The sequence below is a fragment of the Myxococcus sp. AM010 genome (assembly GCF_013372585.1).
Classification (GTDB): Bacteria; Myxococcota; Myxococcia; order Myxococcales; family Myxococcaceae; genus Myxococcus; species Myxococcus vastator.
Genome location: NZ_JABXEO010000001.1, coordinates 200,959 through 224,524 on the forward strand (window position 1 = coordinate 200,959; position 23,566 = coordinate 224,524).

Annotated in this window: 4 protein-coding genes and 1 pseudogene; all 5 read right to left on the reverse strand. The window is 70.6% G+C overall.

The window, feature by feature from the left end; all coding sequences use genetic code 11:
* Window positions 1-4 precede the first annotated feature (4 nt).
* Window positions 5-5,566 carry a type I polyketide synthase gene (locus HV826_RS00810; RefSeq protein ID WP_176415092.1) on the reverse strand — a complete coding sequence of 1,854 codons (5,562 nt, stop codon included), beginning with the start codon at window positions 5,564-5,566 and terminating at the stop codon, window positions 5-7.
* Between the two features lie 10 nt (window positions 5,567-5,576).
* A pseudogene (locus HV826_RS00815) lies at window positions 5,577-14,496 on the reverse strand (amino acid adenylation domain-containing protein).
* Window positions 14,493-18,713, reverse strand: a complete 4,221-nt coding sequence (locus HV826_RS00820; RefSeq protein ID WP_176415093.1) for an SDR family NAD(P)-dependent oxidoreductase — start codon at window positions 18,711-18,713, stop codon at window positions 14,493-14,495. The pseudogene HV826_RS00815 and the gene HV826_RS00820 overlap by 4 nt, the downstream one beginning before the upstream one ends.
* Complete coding sequence (locus HV826_RS00825) at window positions 18,713-20,923, reverse strand: beta-ketoacyl synthase N-terminal-like domain-containing protein (protein WP_176415094.1); 2,211 nt, start codon at window positions 20,921-20,923, stop codon at window positions 18,713-18,715. Before HV826_RS00825 ends, HV826_RS00820 begins: the two co-directional genes overlap by 1 nt.
* 78 nt (window positions 20,924-21,001) lie before the next feature.
* A complete protein-coding gene (locus HV826_RS00830) occupies window positions 21,002-23,545 on the reverse strand; it encodes an NAD(P)/FAD-dependent oxidoreductase (protein ID WP_176415095.1) in 2,544 nt (847 codons plus the stop codon).
* Window positions 23,546-23,566 lie beyond the last annotated feature (21 nt).

Below are 23,566 nucleotides of genomic sequence, written 5' to 3' on the forward strand. Positions count from 1 at the left end.
GGTCTCATCTGGTGAGCGCGCTCTCCAGCTCCTGGTCGATGAGGGACGTCAGCTCCTGCTCCGACAGCCCTTGAATCTCCGCGGAGAGCGCGCCCTGCGCCTCCCGCGATGCTTCCTGCTTCTTCTGAACCTCGGTCCCCAGCCCCAGCTCCTCGGTCAGATGCGCGACGAGCCCGTTCACGGTGGGGAAGTCGAAAATCAGCGTCGAACGCAGGCCTCGCCCGAGGCTGCTCGCGAGCCGGTTCTTGATTTCGATGGCCAGCAGCGAATCGACGCCCAGCTCGAACAGGCGCTCGTTGCCAGACAGCCGCTCCGACGCCGGCATGCCCAGCGTCGCGGACACCTGCCCCGCGACGTGCTGACGCAGCAGCTCCAGCTTGCGATTCGTCGGCGCCGCGTCCAGCTGCGCGCGGAAGGCCGGCGCTTGCACCCGCTGTGGCTCGCTCCCCAGCAAGCCCTGGACGAGCGCCTGCCGCGCGAGCCCTGGCAACTGCTCCGCCAGCCGCGTCCAGTCCACGGGGAAGACGCCCCATTGAACCTGTGTGGTCCCCATGAGCCGCTCCAGCACGCTGAAGCCCTGCTGGACGGGAATGGCGCCGAAGCCCTGCGCCCCCGGCCGCGTGGAGGCCGCCCGCTCCAGCCGCGCCGCCATGCCCGTCTCCGCCCACGAGCCCCAGTTGAGCGTCAGCGCGGGCAGCCCCTCCGCGCGGCGCAGATGGACCAGCGCATCGAGGAAGGCATTCGCGGCGACGTAGTTCGACTGCCCCGGTGAGCCGATGAGCGAGGCGGCCGACGAGAAGCAGACGAAGAAGTCCAGCGCCATGCCCTGGCTGAGCGCATGGAGGTTCCACGCCCCCTGAAGCTTGGGGGCCAGCACCTCCCGGAACTGCTCGGACGTCTGATTCGCGAGCGTTCCGTCGCGGAGGACGCCCGCCGAATGGATGATGCCGCGCACCGGCGGAGCTCCGCGCAGGCTCGCGAAGAGGCCCGCCATGGCGTCGTGAGACGCGATGTCCACCCGCGCGACCCGCACCTTCACGCCCTGGGCCTCGAGCGCATCGAGCTGGGCGCGGGCCTCAGGAGACGGCGCGCTGCGCCCCATCAGGACCAGGTGCCGCGCGCCCTGCGCCGCCAGCCAGGTGGCGGCACGCAGGCCGAGTCCACTTAGGCCTCCCGCGACGAGGTAGGTGGCCTCCGCGAGGATGGACACCTTCTTCGCCGCGACCGTCCGCGAGCGGGCCCGCTCGAGCCGGGGGATGTAGAGACCGCCGCCACGAATGGCCGCGCCGGACTCCTCATCGGGCAGCGCGAGCGCCCGCACGAACGTGCCCAGGTCTTCGGACCGGGGCTCCGGGGGCAGGTCGATGCGGAGGCACCGCAGCTCGGGCAACTCCGTGGCCACGGCCTGTCCGAAGCCCCACAGCGGCGCCTGCGCGACGCGCGACCCGTGCGTGTCGGTGGGCAGGCCTTGCGTGCCCCGCGTCACCAGCACCAGCCGGGGCGGCGCTCCCTGGGCATGCGCCAGGGCCTGCGTCAGCCGCAGCGCGCCCAGGCACCCCGACGCCTGAGCCGCGTCGAGCCAGGCGCCTGCGTCACCCGCCTGGGTCCCCGCGTCGAGCCCCCACAGATACAGCAGCCCCGTGGGAGGTTGAGCCGCCCACGCCTGGACCAGCCGTGCGTGGTCCTCCGGGTCGGCGGGGTTGATGCGGAAGCCCTCTAGCGTGCTGCTGAACGACGCCCCCTTGCGAACCAGCGTGCAGCGCTCGCCCCGCTGCGAAAGCACCTGCACCAGCTCCGAGGCGAAGTCGTCCTCGCTGGTGAAGACGGCCCAATGTTGATTCGCGGAGCGGCCTTCCTCCGTGACGTCACGCGGCACCCAGTCGAGGCGGTACAGCCAGTCCTGGAAGTCGTTGTCGAGCCCGCGCAGCAACACGTCGCGCTCGGCCTTGCGCACCGAGAACCCCGATACGACCGCCACCACCGCGCCATCGTCGTCACACAGGGTCAGGTCCGTCGCGGAGAAGCCCTCCTGGCCCTCCCGGGGAGGCTGCGTCGCGTACGTCCAGACCCGCTCCGGAAGTGACCGGTACAGGTCGAGCGTCTGCAAGGCCACCGGGAGGTGCAGCGCGTCTTCCGCCGTGAGCCGCGACACCGCCGCCGCCGTGCGCAAGCAGCCGTCGAACAGCGCCGGGTGGACGCGGTAGTGCCCGCTCCGGTCCTCCACCTGGCCCAACGACAGCGCGGCCCCAGTCCCCCGATGCAGCGACGTCAGCACGCGCAGGGACGGCCCATAGTCGAGCCCGTGGTGCGTGAAGACGGCGGAGAGCTCATCGATGGAGACAGGCGTCGAGCAGTCGCGGCCCCACGCCTCCCGCTCCACCGATGGGGCCACGGCGCGCAGCGCCGACACCCGGCACGTCACGTGGGTGACCCAGGCCGCGCGCGCGCCGCCGCCACCCTCCTCCGAGCGCTCGTCCCCCCGGCTCACCACCTTGCACGCAAGGCCCGCCTCGCCCTGGTCCTCCAGCAACGTCTGGACCACCCGCGCCTGCTGCTCGGGGAGCACCAGCGGTTGAAGCAGGGAGATGTCCTCCAGCCTCAACGACTCCGTTCCGAGCACCTGCGCCGCCGCCGAGGCCACCATCTCCACGTAGGCCGCGGCGGGCACCACCGCCTTGCCGTACACCCGATGGTCCGCCACGAAAGGCACGGTTCCCGCCGACAGCTCATTGGAGAAGACGGTCGTCCCCTCCTTCAAGGCGGCGGACTCCAGACGCGCTCCCAGCAGCGGGTGAGTCGCCGCGCGGCGCGACGTGCGCGTCCACGGCGCGGGCACATCCAGCCAGTAGCGCTGACGCTCGAAGGGATAGGTCGGCAACGCCCGGCGGGTCCGCCCATAGCCCGCATCGAAGCGCTCCCAGTCCGGCCTGGCGCCGCGCACATACAGCTCCGACAGCGCCCGGAGCAGGCCGACCCAGTCGGAGCGGCGTGGGTGAAGCGTCTCCAGCCACAGCGCCTCTTCACCCGCCACCACGTCTCGCGCGAGGTTGGACAGCGAAGGCTTGGGCCCCACCTCCAGGAACACCCGCACCCCGCGCTGGAGGAGCGTCCGGATGCCCTCCTCGAAGCGCACGGGCTGGAGGACATGCCGGGACCAGTAGGCCGGCTGGGTGATGGCCTCGCCTGCCTCGCGTCCGTCCAGGTTCGAGATGAGGGGGAGGCGCGGCTTCTGGAAGGAGGCGCGGCTCGCGGCCCGCTCGAACTCCGCCAGCATCGGCTGCATCAGCGGAGAGTGGAACGCGTGTGACACCTTCAGCCGCCGGCTCTCGATGCCCGCCTCTCCGAGCGCCTGGACCACGGCGCCGATGGCCGTGCTGTCCCCTGAGATGACGGTGTTCCGCGGCCCATTGATGGCCGCCACCGTCACCCGGGGGTGCCCGGCGATGAGCGGCAGCACGCGCGCTGGCTCGGCGAACACGGCCAGCATCGCGCCGCGCTCGGGCAGCGCCTGCATCAGCCGCGCGCGCTCGGCCACCAGGGGCAAGCCGACCTCGGGCTCCAGGACGCCCGCGAACATGGCCGCCGCGTACTCGCCCACGCTGTGGCCCAGGACAGCGTCGGCGCGCAGGCCCCACGCGCGCAGCAGGTGCGCCAACGCCAGCTCCAGCGCCACCAACGCGGGCTGGGTGTAGCGCGTCTCGTCCAGCGCTCCTTCCGTGTCCTGGAAGAGCACCTCGGTGAGCGGCCGCTCCAGGTGCGGCTTCAGGATGCCCTCGAAGCGCAGGAGCTCCCGGCGGAACTCGGGCTGCGTGTCGAACAGCTCCCGCCCCATGCCCGCGTACTGGGAGCCCTGGCCCGTGAAGAGGAACGCGACGCGCGGTGCCTCGCCGTCGCGGCGGCCCTCCACGCAGGCTCCGGGGGCGGTGGGCGCTCCGCGGCTGAACGCTCGCAGCGACTCCGTCAGCTCCTCGGCGGTCGAGGCCGTGAAGGCCGCGCGCTCTTCCATGGCGCCGCGGCCAATGTTCGCCGTGTGGCAGACATCCGCCATCCCCTCCGCGGGACGCAGTGACAGCTCCTCCGCGATGGACCCGGCCAGCCTGCGAAGGCTGGCGTGCGAGCGCGCGGAGAGCGCCAGGACGTGACGCGGGCGCTCCACCTCCCGGGCCTGAGCCTTCGGCCGAGGCGCGGACTCCAGGACGACGTGCGCGTTCGTCCCCGAGAAGCCAAACGAGCTCACCGCCGCGAAGCGCGAGTCCGCCCCCTGCCACTGGCGGCGCTCGGTCGGCACTTCGATGGACAGCTGCTTCCAGTCCACATGCGGCGTGGGCGTGCGCAGGTGGAGGTGCGGCGGGACCTCCTCGTTCGCCAGGCACAGCGCGGATTTGATCAACCCCGCGATGCCGGACGCACCTTCCAGGTGCCCCATGTTCGTCTTCACCGAGCCGGCCATCAGCGGCTGCTGCCGCCCCGTCCTGGCGCAGTAGACGGACGCGAGCGCCTCCAGCTCGATGGGGTCACCCAGCGACGTCCCCGTCCCATGGGCCTCGACGTAGCCCACCTTCGCGGGCTCCACCTGTCCGTCCCGCAGGGCCTCCCGGATGACGCGCTGCTGGGCGAGCCCGTTGGGCACCGTGAGCCCGCTGGTGCGGCCATCCTGGTTCACCGCCGAGCCGCGAAGCACCGCGACGATGGGGTCCCCGTCCGCGAGCGCGTCCGACAAGCGCCGCAGGAAGACGAGCCCACAGCCCTCTCCTCGCCCGATGCCGTTCGCCGAGGCATCAAACGTCTTGCACCGGCCATCCGGCGACAGCATGTGCGTGCGCGACTCAATCAGCGTCGCGACGGGGGAGAGGACCAGGTTCACCCCGCCCGCTAGCGCGAAGTCGCTCTCCCGCTGACGCAGGCTGCGGATGGCCAGGTGCACCGCGACCAACGACGAGGAGCACGCGGTGTCGACGGTGAGGCTGGGCCCTTCGAGTCCGAAGGAATACGACAGGCGTCCCGCGGCGACGCTCGCGCCATTCCCCGCGCCGGTGTGGGCGTCGATGAGCTCCGGGGACTGGGTGGCAATCTGCGTGTAGTCCTGCCCCATCATCCCGACGAACACGCCGGTCCGCGTCCCGCTCAGGCTCGTCGGATTCCGGCCGGCGCGCTCCACGGCCTCCCACGCGACCTCCAGCAACAGCCGGTGCTGCGGGTCCATCCGCGCCGCCTCACGCGGGGAGATGCCGAAGAAGCGCGGCTCGAACTGGTCGATGTCCCGCAGGAAGCTCCCGTGGCGCGTGTAGATGCCACCGGGATGGTCCGGGTCCGCGTGGAAGAAGCTGTCCGCGTTCCACCGGTCGGTCGGAATCTCGGTGACGGTGTCCACGCCTTCGGAGAGCAGGCGCCAGTATTCGGAAGGGCTGGTGACGCCCCCCGGGAACCGGCAGCCGATGCCGACAATGGCGATGGCCCCGTGCTTCTCCTGCTCATGGGCATCGAGCTTCGACTGCGTCTCCTGCAACTTCAGGAGCGCGCGCTTCATCAGCTCGCCGTAGCTCGTGTCGCTTCCTTGCGCTGACATCGTTCCGTCCCTAGTTCATCTTCGACAGCTGCTCGGAGAGCAGGTGCGCGAGGTTCGCTTCAGCAAGCCCTTCCAGTGGGCTCTCGACCGGGGCGTCTGACTTCGACGTGACGCGCGCTTCCTCCGTGAACTCCAGGGGGATGAACGCGTCCATGAGCTGCGTCGCGAGCTTCTCCGCCGTCGGGTAGTTGAAGACGAGCGTCGCCGGCAGCGACACGCCGAGCCCGTCCTGAAGCCGGTTCTTGAGCTGGAGCGCCGCCAGCGAGTCGATGCCCAGCTCGTGGAACCCCCGCGCCGGGTCGATGGACTCGCTGGAGCCCACGCCTCGCATCCACGCCACTTGCTCGCGCACGTAGTCCATCAACAACTGCCGGCGCTTCTCGATGGGCGCCGCCGTGAGCGTGTCCAGGAACGACGCGCGCTCCACCGGCCGCGCTCCCCCTGCCTGCTCGCGCAACTCCGCGACGTAGGGCGTGGACCGGCCGCTTCCGAAGACAGCCCAGTCGATGGCGGCCACGCCCACCTGGGGGACGCGCGACGTGAGGAGCAGCTCCAGCGCGCGCAGGCCCTGCGCCTTCGGAATGACGCCGAGGCCAGGCGTCCGGGCCTCCTCGCTCACCGACACCTGGGCGCCCGCGTCACCGGCCCAGATGCCCCAGTTGATGCTCAGGGCAGGCAAGCCCAGGGCACGGCGGTGGTGCGCCAGCGCGTCCTCGAACGCGTTCGCCGCGCAGTGGTTCGCCTGTCCCGCCGAGCCGACGAGCGACGCGACGGAGGAGAACAGCACGAAGAAGTCCAACGGCAGGCCCGCCGTCAGGCGATGCAGGTTCCAGGCACCGCGCAGCTTCGGTCGCAGCACGGTCTCGAAGCGCTCCCACCGCTGCTGCCGCAGCACGCCGTCATCCAGCACCCCAGCCGAGTGGAACACGCCGCCCAGCGGGGCCATGTCCCGCGCCACCTCGTCCAGCAGCGCGGCCAGCGGCTCCGCCTCCGCGATGTCGACCTGCCGGTGCTCGACACGGACACCCTGCTGGCGCAGGTGCTCCAGACGCTCCGTGACTTGTGGCCCCGGGGCGCTCCGGCCCGTCAGCACCAGGTTGCGTGCCCCCCGGCTCGCCAGCAGCTCCGCCGTCAGCAGGCCCAGGCGTCCGAGCCCGCCCGCCACCAGATAGCTGCGATCCGCCCGGAAGGCCTCGACGCGCTCCGCGGACGCCTCGACCAGCGTCCGTGACTCGACCCTCCGGAGTCGCGCGACGTAGCGGCCATCGCGGTAGGCCACCTGGTCCTCCGCCACCTCCGCGCGGTGGCGGAGCTCCCGCGCGAGCAACTCCACCTGTGCGCTCGGTTCGCCGTGGGCATCGAGGTCGACACACCGGCAATCCAACTCCGACGCCTCGATGGCCAGAGGCCGCGCCATGCCCCACAGCAACGACTGCGCGAGCCCAGGCAACGGGACGCCCGGCTTCACGGGCTGCGCGCCATGGGACACCAGCCACACCGTGCCGGAGTATCCACGGTCCAGCAGGAACTGGAGCAGCCCCAGCGCGCCCCCCCCCCGTCACGCGAGCGGCCTGCCCCAGCGCCGCCGCATCCAGCGACTCCGCCTCCGCGCTGTTGGCGCCCCACAACAGGATGACGTCCGACAGGGACGCCGGAAGCGGCAGCGCTCGCAAGGCCTCCACGAGCGCGTCGGGCGCATCAGGGACCTCGAAGGTGGTCTCGTCAATCCGGCGCGGCTCCGTGCCACGGATGGCGACGAAGCAGGAGCGCCCATCGCGCGCCAGCGTCTGTGCGAGCTGCTGCCCCGCCCCGTCGCGCTCCGAGAGAATCAGGCACGCGCCACTCGCGGGCACCCACGTCTCCGGACGAGTCCCGTCCAAGGCGAGGGGCTCCCACTTCCGCTCGTAGAGCCACTCATCCAGCGAGGTGGAGAGCGCGGCGCGCAGCGCCTCCTGGCTCGTGCGCTGGAGCTCCAGGCCGCGCACCCAGGCGCGCAGCGCGCCATCTCTTCCGAAGATGCGGACGTCCGCACGCAGCCGCTTCCCCGCCTCATCCACCGGCCGCACCACGGCATGGCTCCACACGCCGTCCTCGATGCTGCCCAGGACCTGAAGCCGCTCGATGTGCACCGGCACGTACAGCTCGGTGCCATCCATATCCGGATAGGCGCCGCCCACCACCTGGAGGCAGGCATCCATCAGCGCGGGATGCGCGAGGTAGCCACCGCCGCTCCCAAGGCCCGCGGGGCGCTCGATGCGCGCCAGGACCTGCTCGCCTTCCCGGCGCAGCTCCGTGATGCCCTGGAACTCCGGCCCGAAGTCGACGCCCGCGCTCCGTGCCCGCTGGTAGTAGTCCTCGACGGGAAGCGGGGTCTGCAAGTCCCTCAACACGCTGTCGAGGTCGTGCGCCTCGGGGGTCGGTGCGCCATCCCCCAGCACCGCGAGCGTGCCCGTCGCATGGAGGCTCCACGCGCGCTCCGAGCCCTCACCGGTCCGGCTGAAGATGCGAACAGCGGCCCTGCCTTCTCCGTCGCGGCGCACGGCGCACTGCACCTTCCGCTCGGCGTCCTTCGGGAAGGTCATCGCGTTGAGGATGGCCAGGTCCGTCAGCTCCAGCGCGGTCGTGCCCAACAACCGGGCCCCGGCGGCCAGCGCCATCTCGACGTAGCCCGTCGCGGGCAGCGTGGGCGTTCCGAAGACGCGGTGCTGGCCCAGGAACGCCTGCGAGGCAGGCCCCAGCGTGGCCTCGAACAACAGCTCACCGGACTCCAGGACGGCCAGGGGCACGCGCTCGCCAATCAGCGGGTGCTCTGCGCGGGACACGCTGCGCCCATGGGGCCGCTGGAGGCCCGCGCCCTCCTCCCAGTAGCGCTGACGCTGGAAGGCATACGTCGGGACTTCCACCTTCCGCCGTGGATAGCCGGCATCCACCGCCGCCCAGTCCACCGGAGCGCCGCGCACATACAGCGCCGCCAGGCTCTCCAGCATCTGCCGCCAGCCCCCGTCATCGGCGCGCAGGCTTGGCAGCCAGGTCCCCGCGCCCTCGGGCACCGAGCGCGCCGCCATGCCGAGCAGGGTCGCCTTCGGGCCGACCTCGACGAAGACGCGCATGCCGTCGCGATACAGCGCCTCCACGCCCCGGCCGAACTGCACCGGGTTGCGAAGCTGGCTGCACCAGTAGTCCGGTGTGCAGAGATTGTCGGTGATGAGCTCGCCCGTCATCCCGGAGACCATGGGAATGGACGGCGGCGAGTAGCGCAGCGTCGCGGCGACGGCCCGGAACTCCGGGAGGATGGCCTCCATCATCACCGAGTGCGCCGCGCGTGGGATGTTCAGCCGCTTGACCTTGTAGCCCTTCGCGTCCAGCGCCCGGCCAATCTCCACAATCTCCGCGGGGATGCCGGAGATGACGACGTTGTCCGGCCCGTTGACGGCGGCGATGGAGCTGGCCCAACCGCCCTCCGCGAGGAACTGGCGCAGCTCCGGCTCCGCGGCGGCGACCGCGATGTTGCTGCCCTCCGGAAGCTGCTGAATCAACCGGCCGCGGTGGACGGCCAGCTTCAGGCCATCCTCGACGCTGAACACGCCCGCGATGCAGGCCGCGGCCAGCTCGCCCGTGCTGTGTCCCAGCAACACGTCCGGCTGGATGCCCCACGACATCCACAGCTCGGCCAGCGCGTACTCCAGCACGAAGACCACGGGCTGGGCGTAGTCGAGCTCGTCGATAGGCGATGGCGTCCCCGGCTCCGCGTAGAGGACGGAGAGCAGGGAGCGGTCCCAGTACTCGCGGAGCAGCTCGTCGAACGAGTCGATGCGCCGGCGGAAGCCCGGGTGCGTCTGGTACAGCTCACGCGCGGCGCCGACGTACTGCGAGCCCTGACCGGAGAACAGGAACGCGATCTTCACCGCCTGCTTCGCGTCGGCCTCGCCCTGCACGACCCCCGGGTGCTCTTCCTTCCGCTCCGCCGCGCCCAGGATGGCGGCCACCTGCGCGGCGTCCGCCCCCACTACCGCGAGCCGGTGGTCGAAGGCGGCACGGCCGGTGTTCGCGGAGAAGCACACGTCCGCGAGCGACGCGCCCGGCGCCTCAAGCACCGCCCGGTAGCGGCCCGCGAGCTCCCGCAGCGCCTCCGGGCTCCGCGCGGACAGCGCCAGGAGGTGCCGCGAGCGGTCCAGCCGCTGCGCGTCCTGCGCTGGCGTCGCCTGCGGTGGCGCCTCTTCGAGGACCAGGTGCGCGTTGGTGCCGCCGATGCCGAAGGAGCTGAGTCCCGCGCGCAGGACTCCCTGCGCCGCGGTCCACGGCCGGGCCTTGTCCACCACGTAGAAGGGCGTCTTGTGGAGCTCCAGCCGCGGGTTGGGCGACTGGTAGTGGAGCGTGGGCGGCAACGTGCGGTGCTGAAGCGCCAGCACGACCTTGATGAGCCCCGCGATGCCCGCCGCGCTGTCGAGGTGGCCGATGTTGCCCTTCACCGAGCCCAGGCCGCACGACTGCGCCTGGACCTGTCCCCCAAACGCCTCCGTCAGCGCGGAGACTTCAATGGGGTCGCCAATGGACGTCCCGGTGCCATGGGCTTCGACATAGGAGATGGTCCGCGGGTCCACCTTCGCGTGCTGATGCGCGCGGCGCACCACGTCCGTCTGGCCCTCCACGCCGGGGGCCATGAAGCCGACCTTGCGGTGCCCGTCGTTGTTGATGGCGGAGCCCTTGATGACGGCGAGCACCCGGTCCCCATCCGCCAGCGCCTGGCTCAGGCGCTTGAGGACCACGATGCCGGCGCCGCTCCCCGGGATGGTCCCGTTGGCCCCGGCGTCGAAGGGACGGCAGTGGCCGTCGCGCGAGAAGACGCTGCCTTCCTCGTACAGGTAGCCCACGCGGTGGGGGACCTTGATGGCCACGCCGCCCGCGAGCGCCAGGTCGCAGCTGCCCTCATTCAGCGCCGCACACGCCGCGGACACCGCGACCAGGGACGTGGAGCACGCCGTCTGGACGTTGATGCTGGGCCCGCGCAGGTCCAGCTTGTAGGACACCTGCGTGGCCAGGAAGTCCTTGTCCTGCGCCATCAAGTCCTGGAAGAAGCCAATGGGCCGCGTCAGGTCCGGGTAGGGATAGCGATAGTGGCTGACGCTCTTCCCGGCATACACGCCCACGAGCCCGTCGCGCTCCGACGGCGGGTAGCCCGCGTGCTCCAGCGCCTCCCAGGCGCACTCCAGGAACACCCGCTGCTGAGGATCCAACGCGCGCGCCTCGCGAGGCGTCAGCGAGAAGAACTCCGCGTCGAAGGTGTCGAAGCCCTCCATCACCGCCGACGCGCGGACGTACCCGGGGTTCCGGAACGCCTCCGGGCTGACGCCCGCGGCCAGCAGCTCGTCATCGGTGAAGGTGCCCACCGACTCCACGCCCTGCATCAGGTTCTGCCAGAACTGCTCGGGCGTCGACGCCCCGGGGAAGCGGCAGCTCAAGCCGATGATGGCGATGTCCCGCGCATCCTGCGTCCGTGGCGGCGCTTCGCGCGGCGCGAGCGCCACCTCGGGCTTCGCCTCGCCTCCCGCCGCCGCGAGCCGGGCCGCGAGCACCTTGACGGTGGGCCTGCCGAACATTTCGGTGACGGGAACCTCGAGCCCCAGCTTCTCCTTGAGCTCGAGGTGGAGCTTGATGAGGTGCACCGAGTTGGCGCCCAGCTCGAAGAAGTTCCGGTCCGGGTGGACCTCTGGGACCCCCAGCACCTCCGCCACGGCCTTCGCGATGGACTGCTGCAGCGCCTGAGCCTCGCGACTGGGACGGACCGCGGCGGCCTTGCTCGCCTCGGGCTGCGTGGGCCGCGCGACGGAGTCCGGGTGCGGCAGCGCCTTGCGGTCCACCTTGGCGTTGCGGGTCAGCGGCAGCGCCTCCAGCACGACGTAGGTCGCTGGGACCAGGTGCTCGGGCAGCTTGCGCGACAGGAACTCGCGGACGTGCCGGGTGTCCACGCCCCGCTTCGTGTCCGAGGGGACGACGTAGGCGACCAGCCGCTTCTCATGGTGCTCGCCGACGGCCCCCACCACCGCCGCGCTGACGCTCGGCTCCTGGAGCAGCGCCGCCTCGATCTCACCCGGCTCGATGCGCTGTCCACGGATGGAGAGCTGGAAGTCGACGCGGCCGAGGAACTCGATGGTGCCATCCGGCAGGTACCGCCCGAGGTCGCCGGTGCGGTAGAGGCGCTCGCCCGTCCGCGGATGCACGGTGAACTTCTTCGAGCCCGCCCCCGCGCCCACGTAGCCCAGCGCCACGCCCACGCCCGCGCAGCACAGCTCGCCGGGCACCCAGATGGGGCGCTCGTCCAGGTGCTCGTCCAGCACGTAGTACTTCGTGTTTGAGATGGGCTTTCCATACGGGATGCTGCGGCGCCGCTCGTCGGCTTCGACGACCGGGTGGGAGATGTTCCACAGGGACGTCTCCGTCGGCCCGCCGACGCTCATCAGCTTCACGTCACCGAACTTCGCCCGCAGCCGCGAGGGCATGGTTACCGGGAGCCAGTCGCCGCCGAGCATCACCAGGCGCAGCGGACAGGTCAGCCGGGCGTTGCTGCCTTCAAGGTACGTCAGCAGCATCTCCATCATCGCCGGCACGGTGCTCCAGATGGAGACGCCATGACGGGACATCAGCTCGGCCCAGTGGGAGGGGTCCCTGCGCGACGAGGCGTCCGGCATGACCAGGGCCGCGCCCGCGCTCAAGGTGCCGAAGACGTCGTAGACGGAGAAGTCGTGGTGGAGCGCGCTGAGCGCGATGACGCGGTCATCCGGCCCGACGCCGAACTTCCGGTTCGTCCACTCCACGCCGTTGACCATCCCCGCGTGGGTGAGCATGGCCCCGTTGGGCTGGCCGGTGGAGCCGGAGGTGTAGAGGATGTGCGCCAGGTCGTCGGGCTTCTGCACGGGCGCCAGCGGCGCCTCGCTGTACTCGCTGAAGGCGTCCGGCGTGACGGCGAGCACCCGCACCCCTTCAGGCCAGGGCTCCTGGGTGAACTTCGGCTGCGTCACCGCCAGCTCGGCCCCGCCGTTGCGCATCATGAAGACGCGCCGCTCGTGCGGCAGCCCCGCGTCGATGGGCAGGTACGCCGCGCCCGAGCTGAGGACGCCCAGCGCGGCCACGACCTGCTCCCACCCCTTCTCCATCACGATCGCGACGATGCGGCCAGGCGCGGCGCCATGTTCGCGCAGCGCATGCCCGAGCCGGCTGGAGCGCCGAGCCAACTCGCCATAACTCAGGCTGACGCTCGACGAGGCCAGCGCCAGGGCATCCGGGCGCGCGGCGGCGTGGCGATAGAAGCCGGTGTGGAGCAACTCCCCGCTCCGCGGGCGCGCCGTGTCGTTGACGCGAGCCAGCAGCTCCACCTGCCGGACGGGACGGGTGTCCAGCCCCTGCTGGTCCCACGCCGCGTCGTCCTCCGCCAGGCGCCGCAGCAGCGCGCAGAAGCTGGAGAACATGTCTTCAATCATGCCGGGCGGGAACAGCTCCTCCGCCACGTCCCAGTTCAGGAAGACGCCGCCCCGCTGGTAGACAATCTGCAGGTCAATCCACACCTGGGGCGTCTGCGTCAGCGCCTCGATGAGTTCGCCGAACTCCTCCGCCAGGAAGTCGACCCAGTGCGAGTCCTTGCTCTTGGAGTGAGACGCGAAGCTCGTCATCACCACGGGCATGATGGCGCCCGCGATGCGCCCCTGGGCCCGGAACAGCTCGCGCAGCAGCTCCACGCCGCTGACCTCACGGTGCTCCAGCGCCAGGAAGAGCTGATCCCGGATGGCCAGGGCCCGCTCCGTGAAGGTCCGCTCCGGCCGGTGGTCCACTTCAATCAACGTGAAGCTGGCGAAGGTGCCAGCGATCTCGTTGACCTGGGGATGGAGGGGCAGCCGGTTGAAGTGCGGGACGTTGAGCGTGAAGCGTGGGCTGCGGCTCCAGCGCGCCATGACCTCCGCGTACGCCGCCAGCAGCAGCTCCGGCTCCGTCAGCTTGCGCGCGCGGGCTCGCTGCTTGAGCGGCTGCCAGACCTCCGGTCCCAGCCGCTCGAACACGCGCCCGAAGCGAGGACGCCGGAGCGAACCCGGGTCCTTGTCGAGCGGAAGGTCCGGCGCGGGCGGGAGACTCGGGAGGCGAGAGCGCCAGTATTCGAGCGAGCGCGCGTAGCGGGCACCGCGCGCATGCTGCACCGCCAGCGCGTAGTCCCGGAAGGACAGGTCCAGCGCGGGGAGCGCGGGCGCCCCACCCAGGTGTTTGTAGAGGTGAACGAGCTCCCGGTAGAGAATCTGGAAGCTGTAGCCGTCGATGAAGGTCCCATCGATGCTCATGAAGAGGCGCGAACGCCCCCCGTCGAGCTGGCACACGCGGAGCTCGAACAACGGCCACTGGTCGAGCGCCAGCACCTGCTGCGACAGCCGCGCGCGGATGGCCTGGAAGCGAGCCTCTGTCTCCTCCTGTTCGCGACCGCGCAGGTCCTCCACGGGGAGGACGTAGCGCGGCACCTCAGGGAGGATGCGCTGCTGGAAGCCCGGGAGCGCCACCACCCGGAGCATCTCGTGGCGCGCGATGAGCAGGTTCCAGGCGTCCTCGAAGCGAGCCAGGTCGAGCGCGTGGCAGTCAATCTCGTTGTACGCGTGCATCGCCGCGTTCATCTCGAGCTCGGCCTGCCGGCCCACGCTGTAGGCCTGCTGAATCTCCGTCATCGGGAACGGCTCGTGCCGCGCCTCGGGCCGGGGCGTGATCTGCGGCAGGGTCTCCGCCTGGGGAACGCGCTGCTCTGACAGCAGGGTCAGCAGCGCCGCCTTGTTCGCCACGAGCTGCTCGCGCAGCGCTCCCGGAATCTCGCCCGTGGGCGAGTCCACCGCCAGGCGGTCCCCCTCCACCGACAGCTTGATGCCGTGCCCAGCCAGGGCCTGAAGAAGCTCATTCAATGTCATAGCAGGACCCGCTTCGAGTCATTGCGCTCCGAGGAGGCAGCGCCGAGCACACTGGCCACGGCGAGCTTCTCAAGAAGCTCAGCCGTCACCTGCTCGATGGAATGTTCATCGACGAAACTCTTGAGCGGCATGCTCACGTCGAGCTCGCCCAGCACCATGTCCCGCAGCTCGAGCGCCATGATGGAGTCGAACCCCAGCGCGTCGAACGAGTCCGTGGACGAGAGCTTCGCCGTCGGAATCTTCCCGACCTCGCTGACCATCTCCCTGAGCCGCGCCTCCAGGACGCCACGGCGCGCGGAGCCTTCCAGCGCGAGCAACACCTCGCGCAGCTTGCGAGGCGCCTCCGCGACGTCAGGTACGTCATCGGAGACAGTCGCGGGCCGGAACAACGACGAAGCCACGATGGAGGGATGGCTGGCGGTCCAGCGCGCCACATCGAAGCGCGCGATGCCCCGCGTGACGCGGTTCTCCGCGAGCACGCACGCCATGGCCGCCAGGGCCTCCTCCACGGACATGGGCGACATGCCGCGCTCCGCCAGCCGCTCCCCACGCCGCGCATCCGCGACGGCCATGCCGACCTCGCCCCAGCTTCCCCAGTTCAGGCTGATGGCCGGCAGCCCCCGTGCGCGACGCAGGTGCGCCAGCGCGTCGAGGAACGCGTTGGCCGCGGCGTAGCTGGCCTGCCCCGGCGAGCCGATCAGCGACGCCGTCGAGGAGAACAGGACGAAGTGCTCGAGGGTGGAGTCGGTGGCCAGCGCATGGAGGTTCCAGGCACCGTCGACCTTGGGGCCCATGACCGTCTCGAAGTCCTGGGGCTCCCACTGCAACAACGAGCTGTCCGCCAGCACGCCCGCGCTGTGGAAGATGCCCCCCAGCGGCGCCCCGCCTCCGCGGACGGCAGCCAAGAGCTCCGCCACCGCCTCCGGGCGGCTCACATCGACGCGGAAGGTCTCCACCCTCGCGCCCACGGCGCGCAGCGGCGCCAGGGCCTGCCGAGCTTCATCGGTCTCGCCCTTTCGTCCACACAGGGCAATGTACCGCGCGCCGCGCTCCACCAACCAGGAGGCGAGCCGCAGCCCGATGCCACCAAGCCCACCCGTAATCAGATACGTGCGGTCTCCCCGGGGACGAAACGCGCCCACGCCTTCCGGAATCGTTTGCGCCTGCGTGAGCGAGGGCACCAGCCGCCGCTCGCCGCGCAGCACGACCTCGTCATCGTCAGCGGCAGCAGGCGCCTTGCGCGCCAGCTCCGTCACCAGCGCGCCGAAGGCCGCGGGTTCGACGTCGATGCGCTTGCAGGCAAGCTCCGGGTGCTCGTAGGCGACGACGCGCCCCAGGCCCCACAGTGGCGCGCCAGCAATCGCCGTGGGTCCAGCCGCTTCGCCAGCGACTTGCGCGCCCTGGGTGACCAGGAACAGCCGAGGCAGCGCGGGCACCGCCTGCCGCGCCAGGGTCTGCACGAGCGACGCCGCCGCGTGGACCTCACGCTGGACCGTGGTGTGCAGCCCTTCCAGTGACTCAGGGTGCTCCGAGCCCGCCAGGTAGACGATGCCTCGAGGCGCCGGACTCCCTGACAGCCACTCCCGCAGCACCGGCGCCTGCTCGGAGCCCACGCTGGCCACGCGCACCGTGCCTCCGGCGGAGGACAGGGCCTGCCGCAGCGACTCCGCGGCAGCCGTCTGCGCGCTCACGATGAGCCAGCGTCCCTCCGCGTCCACGGGCCCCTGCGCCACCGCGCGCGCATGCCACGCGAGCTCGCAGTAGAGGTCCCGAGGGGAGACATCCCGGACCGTCCGCGCGCTGCTCGGCGCGGGAGCCACTTCTCCGTCCCACCAGTAGCGCTCACGCTGCCACGGGTACGTCGGAACCACCGTCTTGCGCGCCCCGGTGTAGAGCCCCTCGAAGCGAATCGGGCTTCCGGAGGAGTACCCACCCGCGATGACTCCCAGGACACCCGTCCAGGCGTCATCACCGGGCATGCTCGCGCGCAGGATGACGGCGTTGCTTCCACGGCTTCGTGCAGCGGCCTCCAACGCCACTCCCACGGAGGCGTCACAAGAGACCAGGATGAGAGCCGACGCGTTCCGCGCGCACAGCTGCGCCGCGGACGACGTCAGGTCGCTCACGGCGGTGCGCTGTCTCTCCCAGTACGCGGCCGGCACCGTGGCGCCCGCTTCGACCCAGGTGCCATCGACGGTGGAGAAGAACGGGGACTTCACGGGTTGAGGACGCACGGGCTGCGCCGGAGCAAGCTGCAAGGCGAGCCGCACGGCGTCTTCCACGGTGAGTGCTCCCGCGACCACCCCCGCGGAGAGCGCGCCCACGCCGGAACCCGAAACAACAGCGGGCGTCAGCCCGCACGAGCGCCAGAGCTCCGCCAACGCGAGCTGGAGCACGAGGAGCACGGCCACCTGGTGTCCTTCGCCCGGCTGCTCGATGACGGACCAGCCCGCGACCTGCCTGAGGACCGCATCCACTCTCTCCGCGTGGACTCGGAAGACGTCCCGGCCCAGCAGCTCACGCAGCAGCCGGCCAGCCTCGGGCTCCGCGCCACCGAAGAGGAAGACGTGCTCGCCCTCACGGGAGCCGTGGGTGACGCCCGGCGCATCGCGCCCCTCCGCGACAGCGTGAAGGCCCGCGCGAAGCGCCTCGGGCGTCCTGGCCACGAGCACCGCACGGTGCGCATGGTGCGAGCGTCCGGCGCCCGCCGTGAAGCACGCATCCTGGAGGCGCGTCCCAGTTCCAGCCTCTGACACGTACTTGAGCCATGACGCCGCCAGCGCGCGCAACGCCGGCTCCGAGCGCGCGGAGAGGGGCAGCACATACGGCCCGGCCTCCACGGCGGCATGGGGGGCCTCCGCGTATGCCTCGACGAGCGCATGCGCATTCACACCGCTCATCCCGAACGAGCTCACGGCGACGCGATGCGGGCCGTCCTTCGCCGCCAGGGGCGTGCGCGCCCGAGGCACCGCGAGCCCCGAGCCCTCCCACGTGAACTCCGGTGTCGGATGTTCGAAGTTGATGGAGGGAGGCACCTCGCCCGTCTGGAGCACCAGGACGGCCTTGATGAGCCCCGCGATGCCGGCCGCGGCCTCCGTGTGCCCGATGTTCGGCTTGACGGAGCCAATCCACAGCGGGCGCTCCGCGGGCCGCGCTGCGCCGTAGACGCGCGACACGCCGTCCAGTTCGATGGGGTCTCCCAGCCGCGTCCCCGTCCCGTGCGCCTCCAGGTAGTCCACCTGCCCGGGCTCGATGCCCGCGCGCTGCAACACGCGCCGGTACAGCGCCTCCTGCGCTCCGACGTTCGGCACCGTGAGGCCACCGCTCGCGCCGTCGTGGTTCATGCCCGTGCCGCGCAAGGTCGCCAGGATGCGGTCGCCATCCCGAACGGCGTCCCGCAGCCGCTTCAGGATGACCACGCCACAGCCTTCCCCCTGCACCATCCCGTCCGCGTCCCGGTCGAACGTGCGGCAGTGGCCGCCGGGGGACAGGGCTCCCGCCTTGGACAGGAACACGCTGAGCTGCGGCGCAAGGATGAGCTTCACGCCTCCGGCGATGGCGAGCGTCGACTCCTCCGTCCGCAGGCTCTGACACGCCAGGTGAACCGCGGACAGCGAGGACGAGCACGCGGTGTCCACCGCCATGCTCGGCCCTTCGAGCCCGAGGAGATACGACAGCCGGCCGGCCACATAGCTGGCGTCCACACCCGTGGAGTAGTGGGCGCTCACCTTCTCCAGCCCGCCCTCCGTGACGAACGCATAGTCCTTCGCGTGGACGCCCGCGAAGACACCGGTCCGCGTCCCCAGGAGCTGGTGCGGGGGAAGGCCCGCGTCCTCCAGGGCCTCCCAGCTCACCTCCAGGAAGAAGCGCTGCTGCGGGTCCATGCCCTCGGCTTCACGCCGGGAGATGTGGAAGAAGTCCGCGTCGAATCGGTCCACCTCGTCGACGAAGGCCGCGCGGCGCATGGACAGCTTCCCCTGGAGCGCGCGCCGGTCGCTGGGAATTTCCGTCAGCGCCTCCCCTGCCCCCCACAGCAGGTCGCGGAACCTCGCTGGGCTGGTGGCGCCCCCCGGAAAGCGGCAGGCCATGCCGATGATGGCAATCGGCTCCCGATCACCATTCGAGGCCGCGGCCAGCTTCTTCTGCAGCTTCTCGATGGTCAGCAGCGCCTGCTGGAGCGGCGAAAGCTCCGCCATGAATCCGTCCTTCCGGTTCATCACGCGACCTCGAGGCTGAGTTCCGCCAGCGTCCGGGCGATCTGCTCGCGCGCTTCGTCCTCGGACAGCCCGGCGATGCGCTCCATCAATCCCTGCTCCTCCTGCTCGGGCGTGCTCACGTCGCCCGAGTCCGACGGCAGGCGGCCACGCCCCGCCTCCAGCAGGGACACCAGCCGCTTCGCCAGTGGCTCCAACCGAGGCAGCTCGAAGAAGAGCGTCGTCGCCAGCGGGAGCTCGAGCGCCCGCGAGATGCGCTCCTTCAGCAACGTGGCCCCAATGGAGTTCAGGCCCAGCTCGAAGAAGGTCCGCCCTTGCACGTCGAGCGTCTCGGGCTCGACCTCCAACACGTCCGCGAGGTGCCCACGCAGGAACGCCCGCATCTGGGCCTCTCCCCGCACGTCGGGCACGCGGGAAGCATCTCCCGCGGCTACGGCGGCGGCCTGAAGCAACGAGGAGGCCTCCGGACGCGCGTCCTTGGGTGAGCGGCAGACTTCATCGGGCGAAAGCCACTCGGGCCACAGGCGCTGCCGCTGGAAGGGGTAGACCGGCAGGCTCACGCAGCGGCCCGCACGCACCCAAAACGCCTCGGTCGGCACGACCCCGTCCGCGACGAAGACGCGCCCGGCCTCCACCTGCTCCAGCGGCATGCCCTCCTGCGCCAGCAGCGTCGTCCCGCTCGACGCCGCCAGCGAATCCAGGAGCGCCACGAGCCCAGCCCGGTCTCCCGCGATGACCGCGGCCCGGTGACGGTGGTGCTGACGCTTGAGCGCGGCGGTGAAGCAGATGTCCTCCAGCGTCGCCACCGAGTCCGGCGTCGCGACGAGGAAGCCCCGAAGCTGGAGCGCCCGCTGACGGAGCGCATCCTGAGACAGCGCCGAGAGCGCCAGGAAATGGACCGGCGCGGGCGTCCGCTCCAGCACCGCCGCCGGAGCGGCCTCCAGGACCACGAAGCCGTTGGCACCACCCAGGGAGGTGGACACAATGCCCGCCCGCGGAGGCACGCCAGGCTCCCGCGCGGCCCAGGGCTCCAGCTCCGTCTGGATGCTCAGCCCGAGCGCGTCGAACGCCACCAGCGGGTTGGGCGCATCCACGTGAATCGTCGGCGCCAAGGTGCGGTGGTGCAGTGACAGACACACCTTGATGAACTGCGCGATGCCCGCCGCGGCGCCCAGGTAACCCACGTTGTTGCTGATGGCGCCGAGCCTGCAAGGCGCCGGTCGCCGCGGCCCGAGCGCCTCGCCGATGGCCTCCGCCTCGGCCGCGTCACCCTTGAGGAACGCCGAGCCGTGCAGCTCGATGTAGTCGATGCTCGCCGGAGCCACCCCGCCCTGCGCACACGCCTGCCGGATGACGTCCGCCTGCGCCGAGGCGCTGGGCGCCATGATCCACTCGTTCCGGCCGTTGTGGTTGACGGCGCTGCCCCGAATCACCGCGTACACGCGGTCACTGGGGTCGACCTTGGACAGGGGCTTGAGGACGACGACGCCAGCGCCCTCCCCGCGCACGTAGCCGTCCGCCTGGGCATCCAGGGTCCGGCACTGCCCCCGCTCGGAGAACACGCCGGCCTGGGACAGCATGATGCTGCTGTCCGGCGACAGCATCAGCTCGACGCCCCCGGCCAGGGCCATCTCCACCTCGCCCAGCATCAAGCTGCGGCAGGCCTCGTGAAGGGCCACCGTCGAGGAGGCGCACCCCACGCTCGACACGGTGCTGGGCCCTCGGAAATCAAACGCGTAGGAGAGCCGGTTGGCCGCGAAGGACGCCGTCGTCCCCAGGACGGAGTAGCCATCCAGCGCGGCCCAGTCCCGCGCCAGCATCCGCTGGAAGTCGCTGAAGTTGACGCCCATGAAGACGCCCGTGCGGCTCCCTCGCACGGCGTCGAAGGGCAGGCCCGCGTCCTCCAGCGCATGCCATGCACACTCGAAGAGGAGCCGGTGCTGCGGGTCCATCTGCCGCAGCTCCCGCTTCGACAGCCGGAACGCCGCGGGGTCGGCCAGCTCCACACCTTCAATCAGCCCGGCCTTGCGGTTGCGAATCGTCCCGGGGCGATCAGGTGCAGCGTCGAAGAGCGAGGCCGAAGGCCAGCGCCCGGACGGGATGTCTCCCGTTGCATCAATCCCATCACATAGCATTTGCCAGAGCGTACGTGGGCAGTCCGACATGGGGAGACGCAGCCCCAGTCCAATCACAGCAATGGGTTCACACCACATCAGGGCACGGCTCCGCTGGCGGCCTGAAAGCCGCTCAGACTCATCACCTGTTTGAACTTCACTCTCAACCAACAAGAATCAATAAAGACATACATCCGGAACGTCTTTTACCGCGGCCGGCGTGGCATCACGCGGCCCCAGGCCTCCGTCCTCCACCACGGACAGATCGCCGAAATCAAAGAGGGCGTGCTTGTACAGCTTGAGGCGTGGGCTCAGTCCTTCGGGGCCCACCCGCACCGCGACGAACTTCGCGCGGTCGGTCTGCAGCATCCGCTCGAAGTCCCGGACGGATTGCTTGGAGGACTCTGGATACCCGAACCGGGAGATGGCTTCCAGGACCGCGGAGGTCTGGATCCCGCTGTAGATGAGGTTGACGCGCTTGGGCTGGGCTTGGGACTCGGAGGTCTCGATGGCGACCTGGGTCATCTTGTCCGCGGAGTTCTCCCAGAGCAGCGCGTTGAGCTGGCGGACCCGCTCCAGCTCCGGGGCGAACACGCCCATGTCCTGGAGGAAGCGCCACAGCTCCGAGCCGGGCTGGAACGGGGGCTGCTTGTGGTCGAAGCGCACCAGGTACATCTTGGATTCGAGCGTCCCGTCCTCCAGGAAGCTCAGTCCCAGGAACAGCGGGTAGTACTCGGTCCGCAGCGAGGAGGCGTGGCCCTTCACTCGCTCCGTGAAGGGCCCTGCCCGGAAGCGCTCCGGCAGGCGGCTCATCGCCTCATCGAAGCCGGTGTGCCCGCGCATGGGGTCGAAGTGCCAGCTGGCGGCAATGGAATACCGGGTGGGGCCTCCGGGCTTGAACTCCGCGCGCACCAGGCCCAGGTCCGATGAGCGGAACGTCTCGCAGATGGCCACGGACCGCTCGACGCCCTCGTTGGAGATGCCGAGCTGACGCATGTACTCCCGGAAGGCCCGCGTGACCGTCCCGTTGTCGCTGTAGAGCATGAAGCCCAGGCCGGGCTCGTCCACGTTGTAGGAGAACTCAATCAACGCCCTCTTCGCGACGCCCAGGCCCTGCACCGGGAGCCAGTACTCCAGGAACCGCCGCGCCTCGGCGGCCTCGCTCAGCAACCCCTGGGCACGCAGGGCATCGCGGACGAACCACCCCAACGTCTTGTCCAGCTTCCCCAGCCTCTCCGTGTCGAAGTGGCAGATGCGATCCCGCGGGCCCACCATGCCAGGCGCCACCAGGTTGGCCATCACCCGCCCTACGTAGCGCGCCCCCAGCGCCACCCGGCTGGCGGGCCACAGCGCCCCGTTGCCCGGGCCCTCCGCGGACTGCTTCCGCCAGGCGCGCTGCGCGAGCCGCATGGCGATGTCCGGGCGCAGGAGGAACTCCGGCCCCGCCTGGACGTGCATCAGCTTGAGGAACTCCTTGTAGATCTCCGGATGCTCGTGGTTCAGCGCGTAGAGCTCCTCCACGTACCACTGGGCCAGCTTGATGAGCCGCGTCCGCTCGCCGGGGACGTGGGGATGCCGCATGGCCTCCGCCGTCACGAAGAACCAGAGCCCCTGGAGCCACTGCGCGCCCTTGCGCAGGTAGGACGCCGTCCAGGCCTGGCTCACAGCCTCCAGGCTGTCGAGCTGGTGCAGCGCCTCGTTGAGGAGGTTCGCCTCCAGCATCGCCACCGACATGCCCTGGCCGAAGACGGGGTCGAAGTAGCACCACGCGTCCCCCAGGACGAGCAGCCCCGCGGGGAAGTCCCGGACGCGCTCGAAGTGGCGCCACTTCACGTCCGGCACCCGGTACACCTGGACGTCCGAGACGGGCTGCGCGTCCTTGATGGCTTCGTAGATGTCCGGCTCGCGGAGGCCCCGGGCGAACTCCAGGAACCCGTCCTCGTCGCGGGGCGGGTGGTGTCCTTCGTAGCCGAACAAGGACACAATCCAGCGCTTGCCTTCCACACCCTGCATCGCGCCACCGCGCGGCGCGTCGGGCGGCAGCGGGGTGATCCACAGCCCCCGCCAGTCCCTGGCCGTCTCCGGCTGTTCGAAGAGGCGCGACGCGTAGCAGAGGTTGATGGGCAGCCGGCTCTCCTCTGGCGGGCTGAACCCCCACTCCGACAACCACTTGCCCAGCTGCGAACCGCGCCCGCTCGCGTCGACGACGATGTTGGCGAGCCGGTTCGTCACCGCGCCGCCGTCCCCGTGACGGTCCTGCGTCTGGACACCGAGAATCCGCCGCCCATCCGGCGTGGCCAGCAGCGCCCGCACGGCGGTCGACTCCAAAATCTCCACGTTGGGATAGGCGCGAAGCCGCTCCCTCAGGTAGCGCTCCAGGGAGAAGCGCGTCTGCGGGTACAGGACGATGCCGCTGCGGTCGCGCGGCATCCAGTCACCGAACTGCAGCCACCGCAGGTCCTGGGTGAAGTCGAAGGGCTCGATGCCGTCCGCCTTCATCTGCTCGACGAGGCCAGGGAAGTACTGCTCCAGCAGGTCCACGCCCTTTCGCAGCAGGACGTGGATGTGATGGGCCTGGGGCGCCCCCTGCCGCGGGCCGTCCTGGAGCACGTCCCGTTCAATGACGGTGACGCGCTCGAAGTGGTCCGCCAGCACGCGCGCGGCGCTGAGCCCACCCATGCTGGCGCCAATGACAATGGCGCTCCCTGGAAGTTTATTCATCTCGTGTCCCGCCTCTTGCAG

Coding starts and splice junctions, on each gene's coding strand:
- HV826_RS00810 (WP_176415092.1), bottom strand. CDS start 5,566: ATGTCAGCGCAAGGAAGCGACACGAGCTACGGCGAGCTGATGAAGCGC.
- HV826_RS00820 (WP_176415093.1), bottom strand. CDS start 18,713: ATGAACCGGAAGGACGGATTCATGGCGGAGCTTTCGCCGCTCCAGCAG.
- HV826_RS00825 (WP_176415094.1), bottom strand. CDS start 20,923: ATGTGGTGTGAACCCATTGCTGTGATTGGACTGGGGCTGCGTCTCCCC.
- HV826_RS00830 (WP_176415095.1), bottom strand. CDS start 23,545: ATGAATAAACTTCCAGGGAGCGCCATTGTCATTGGCGCCAGCATGGGT.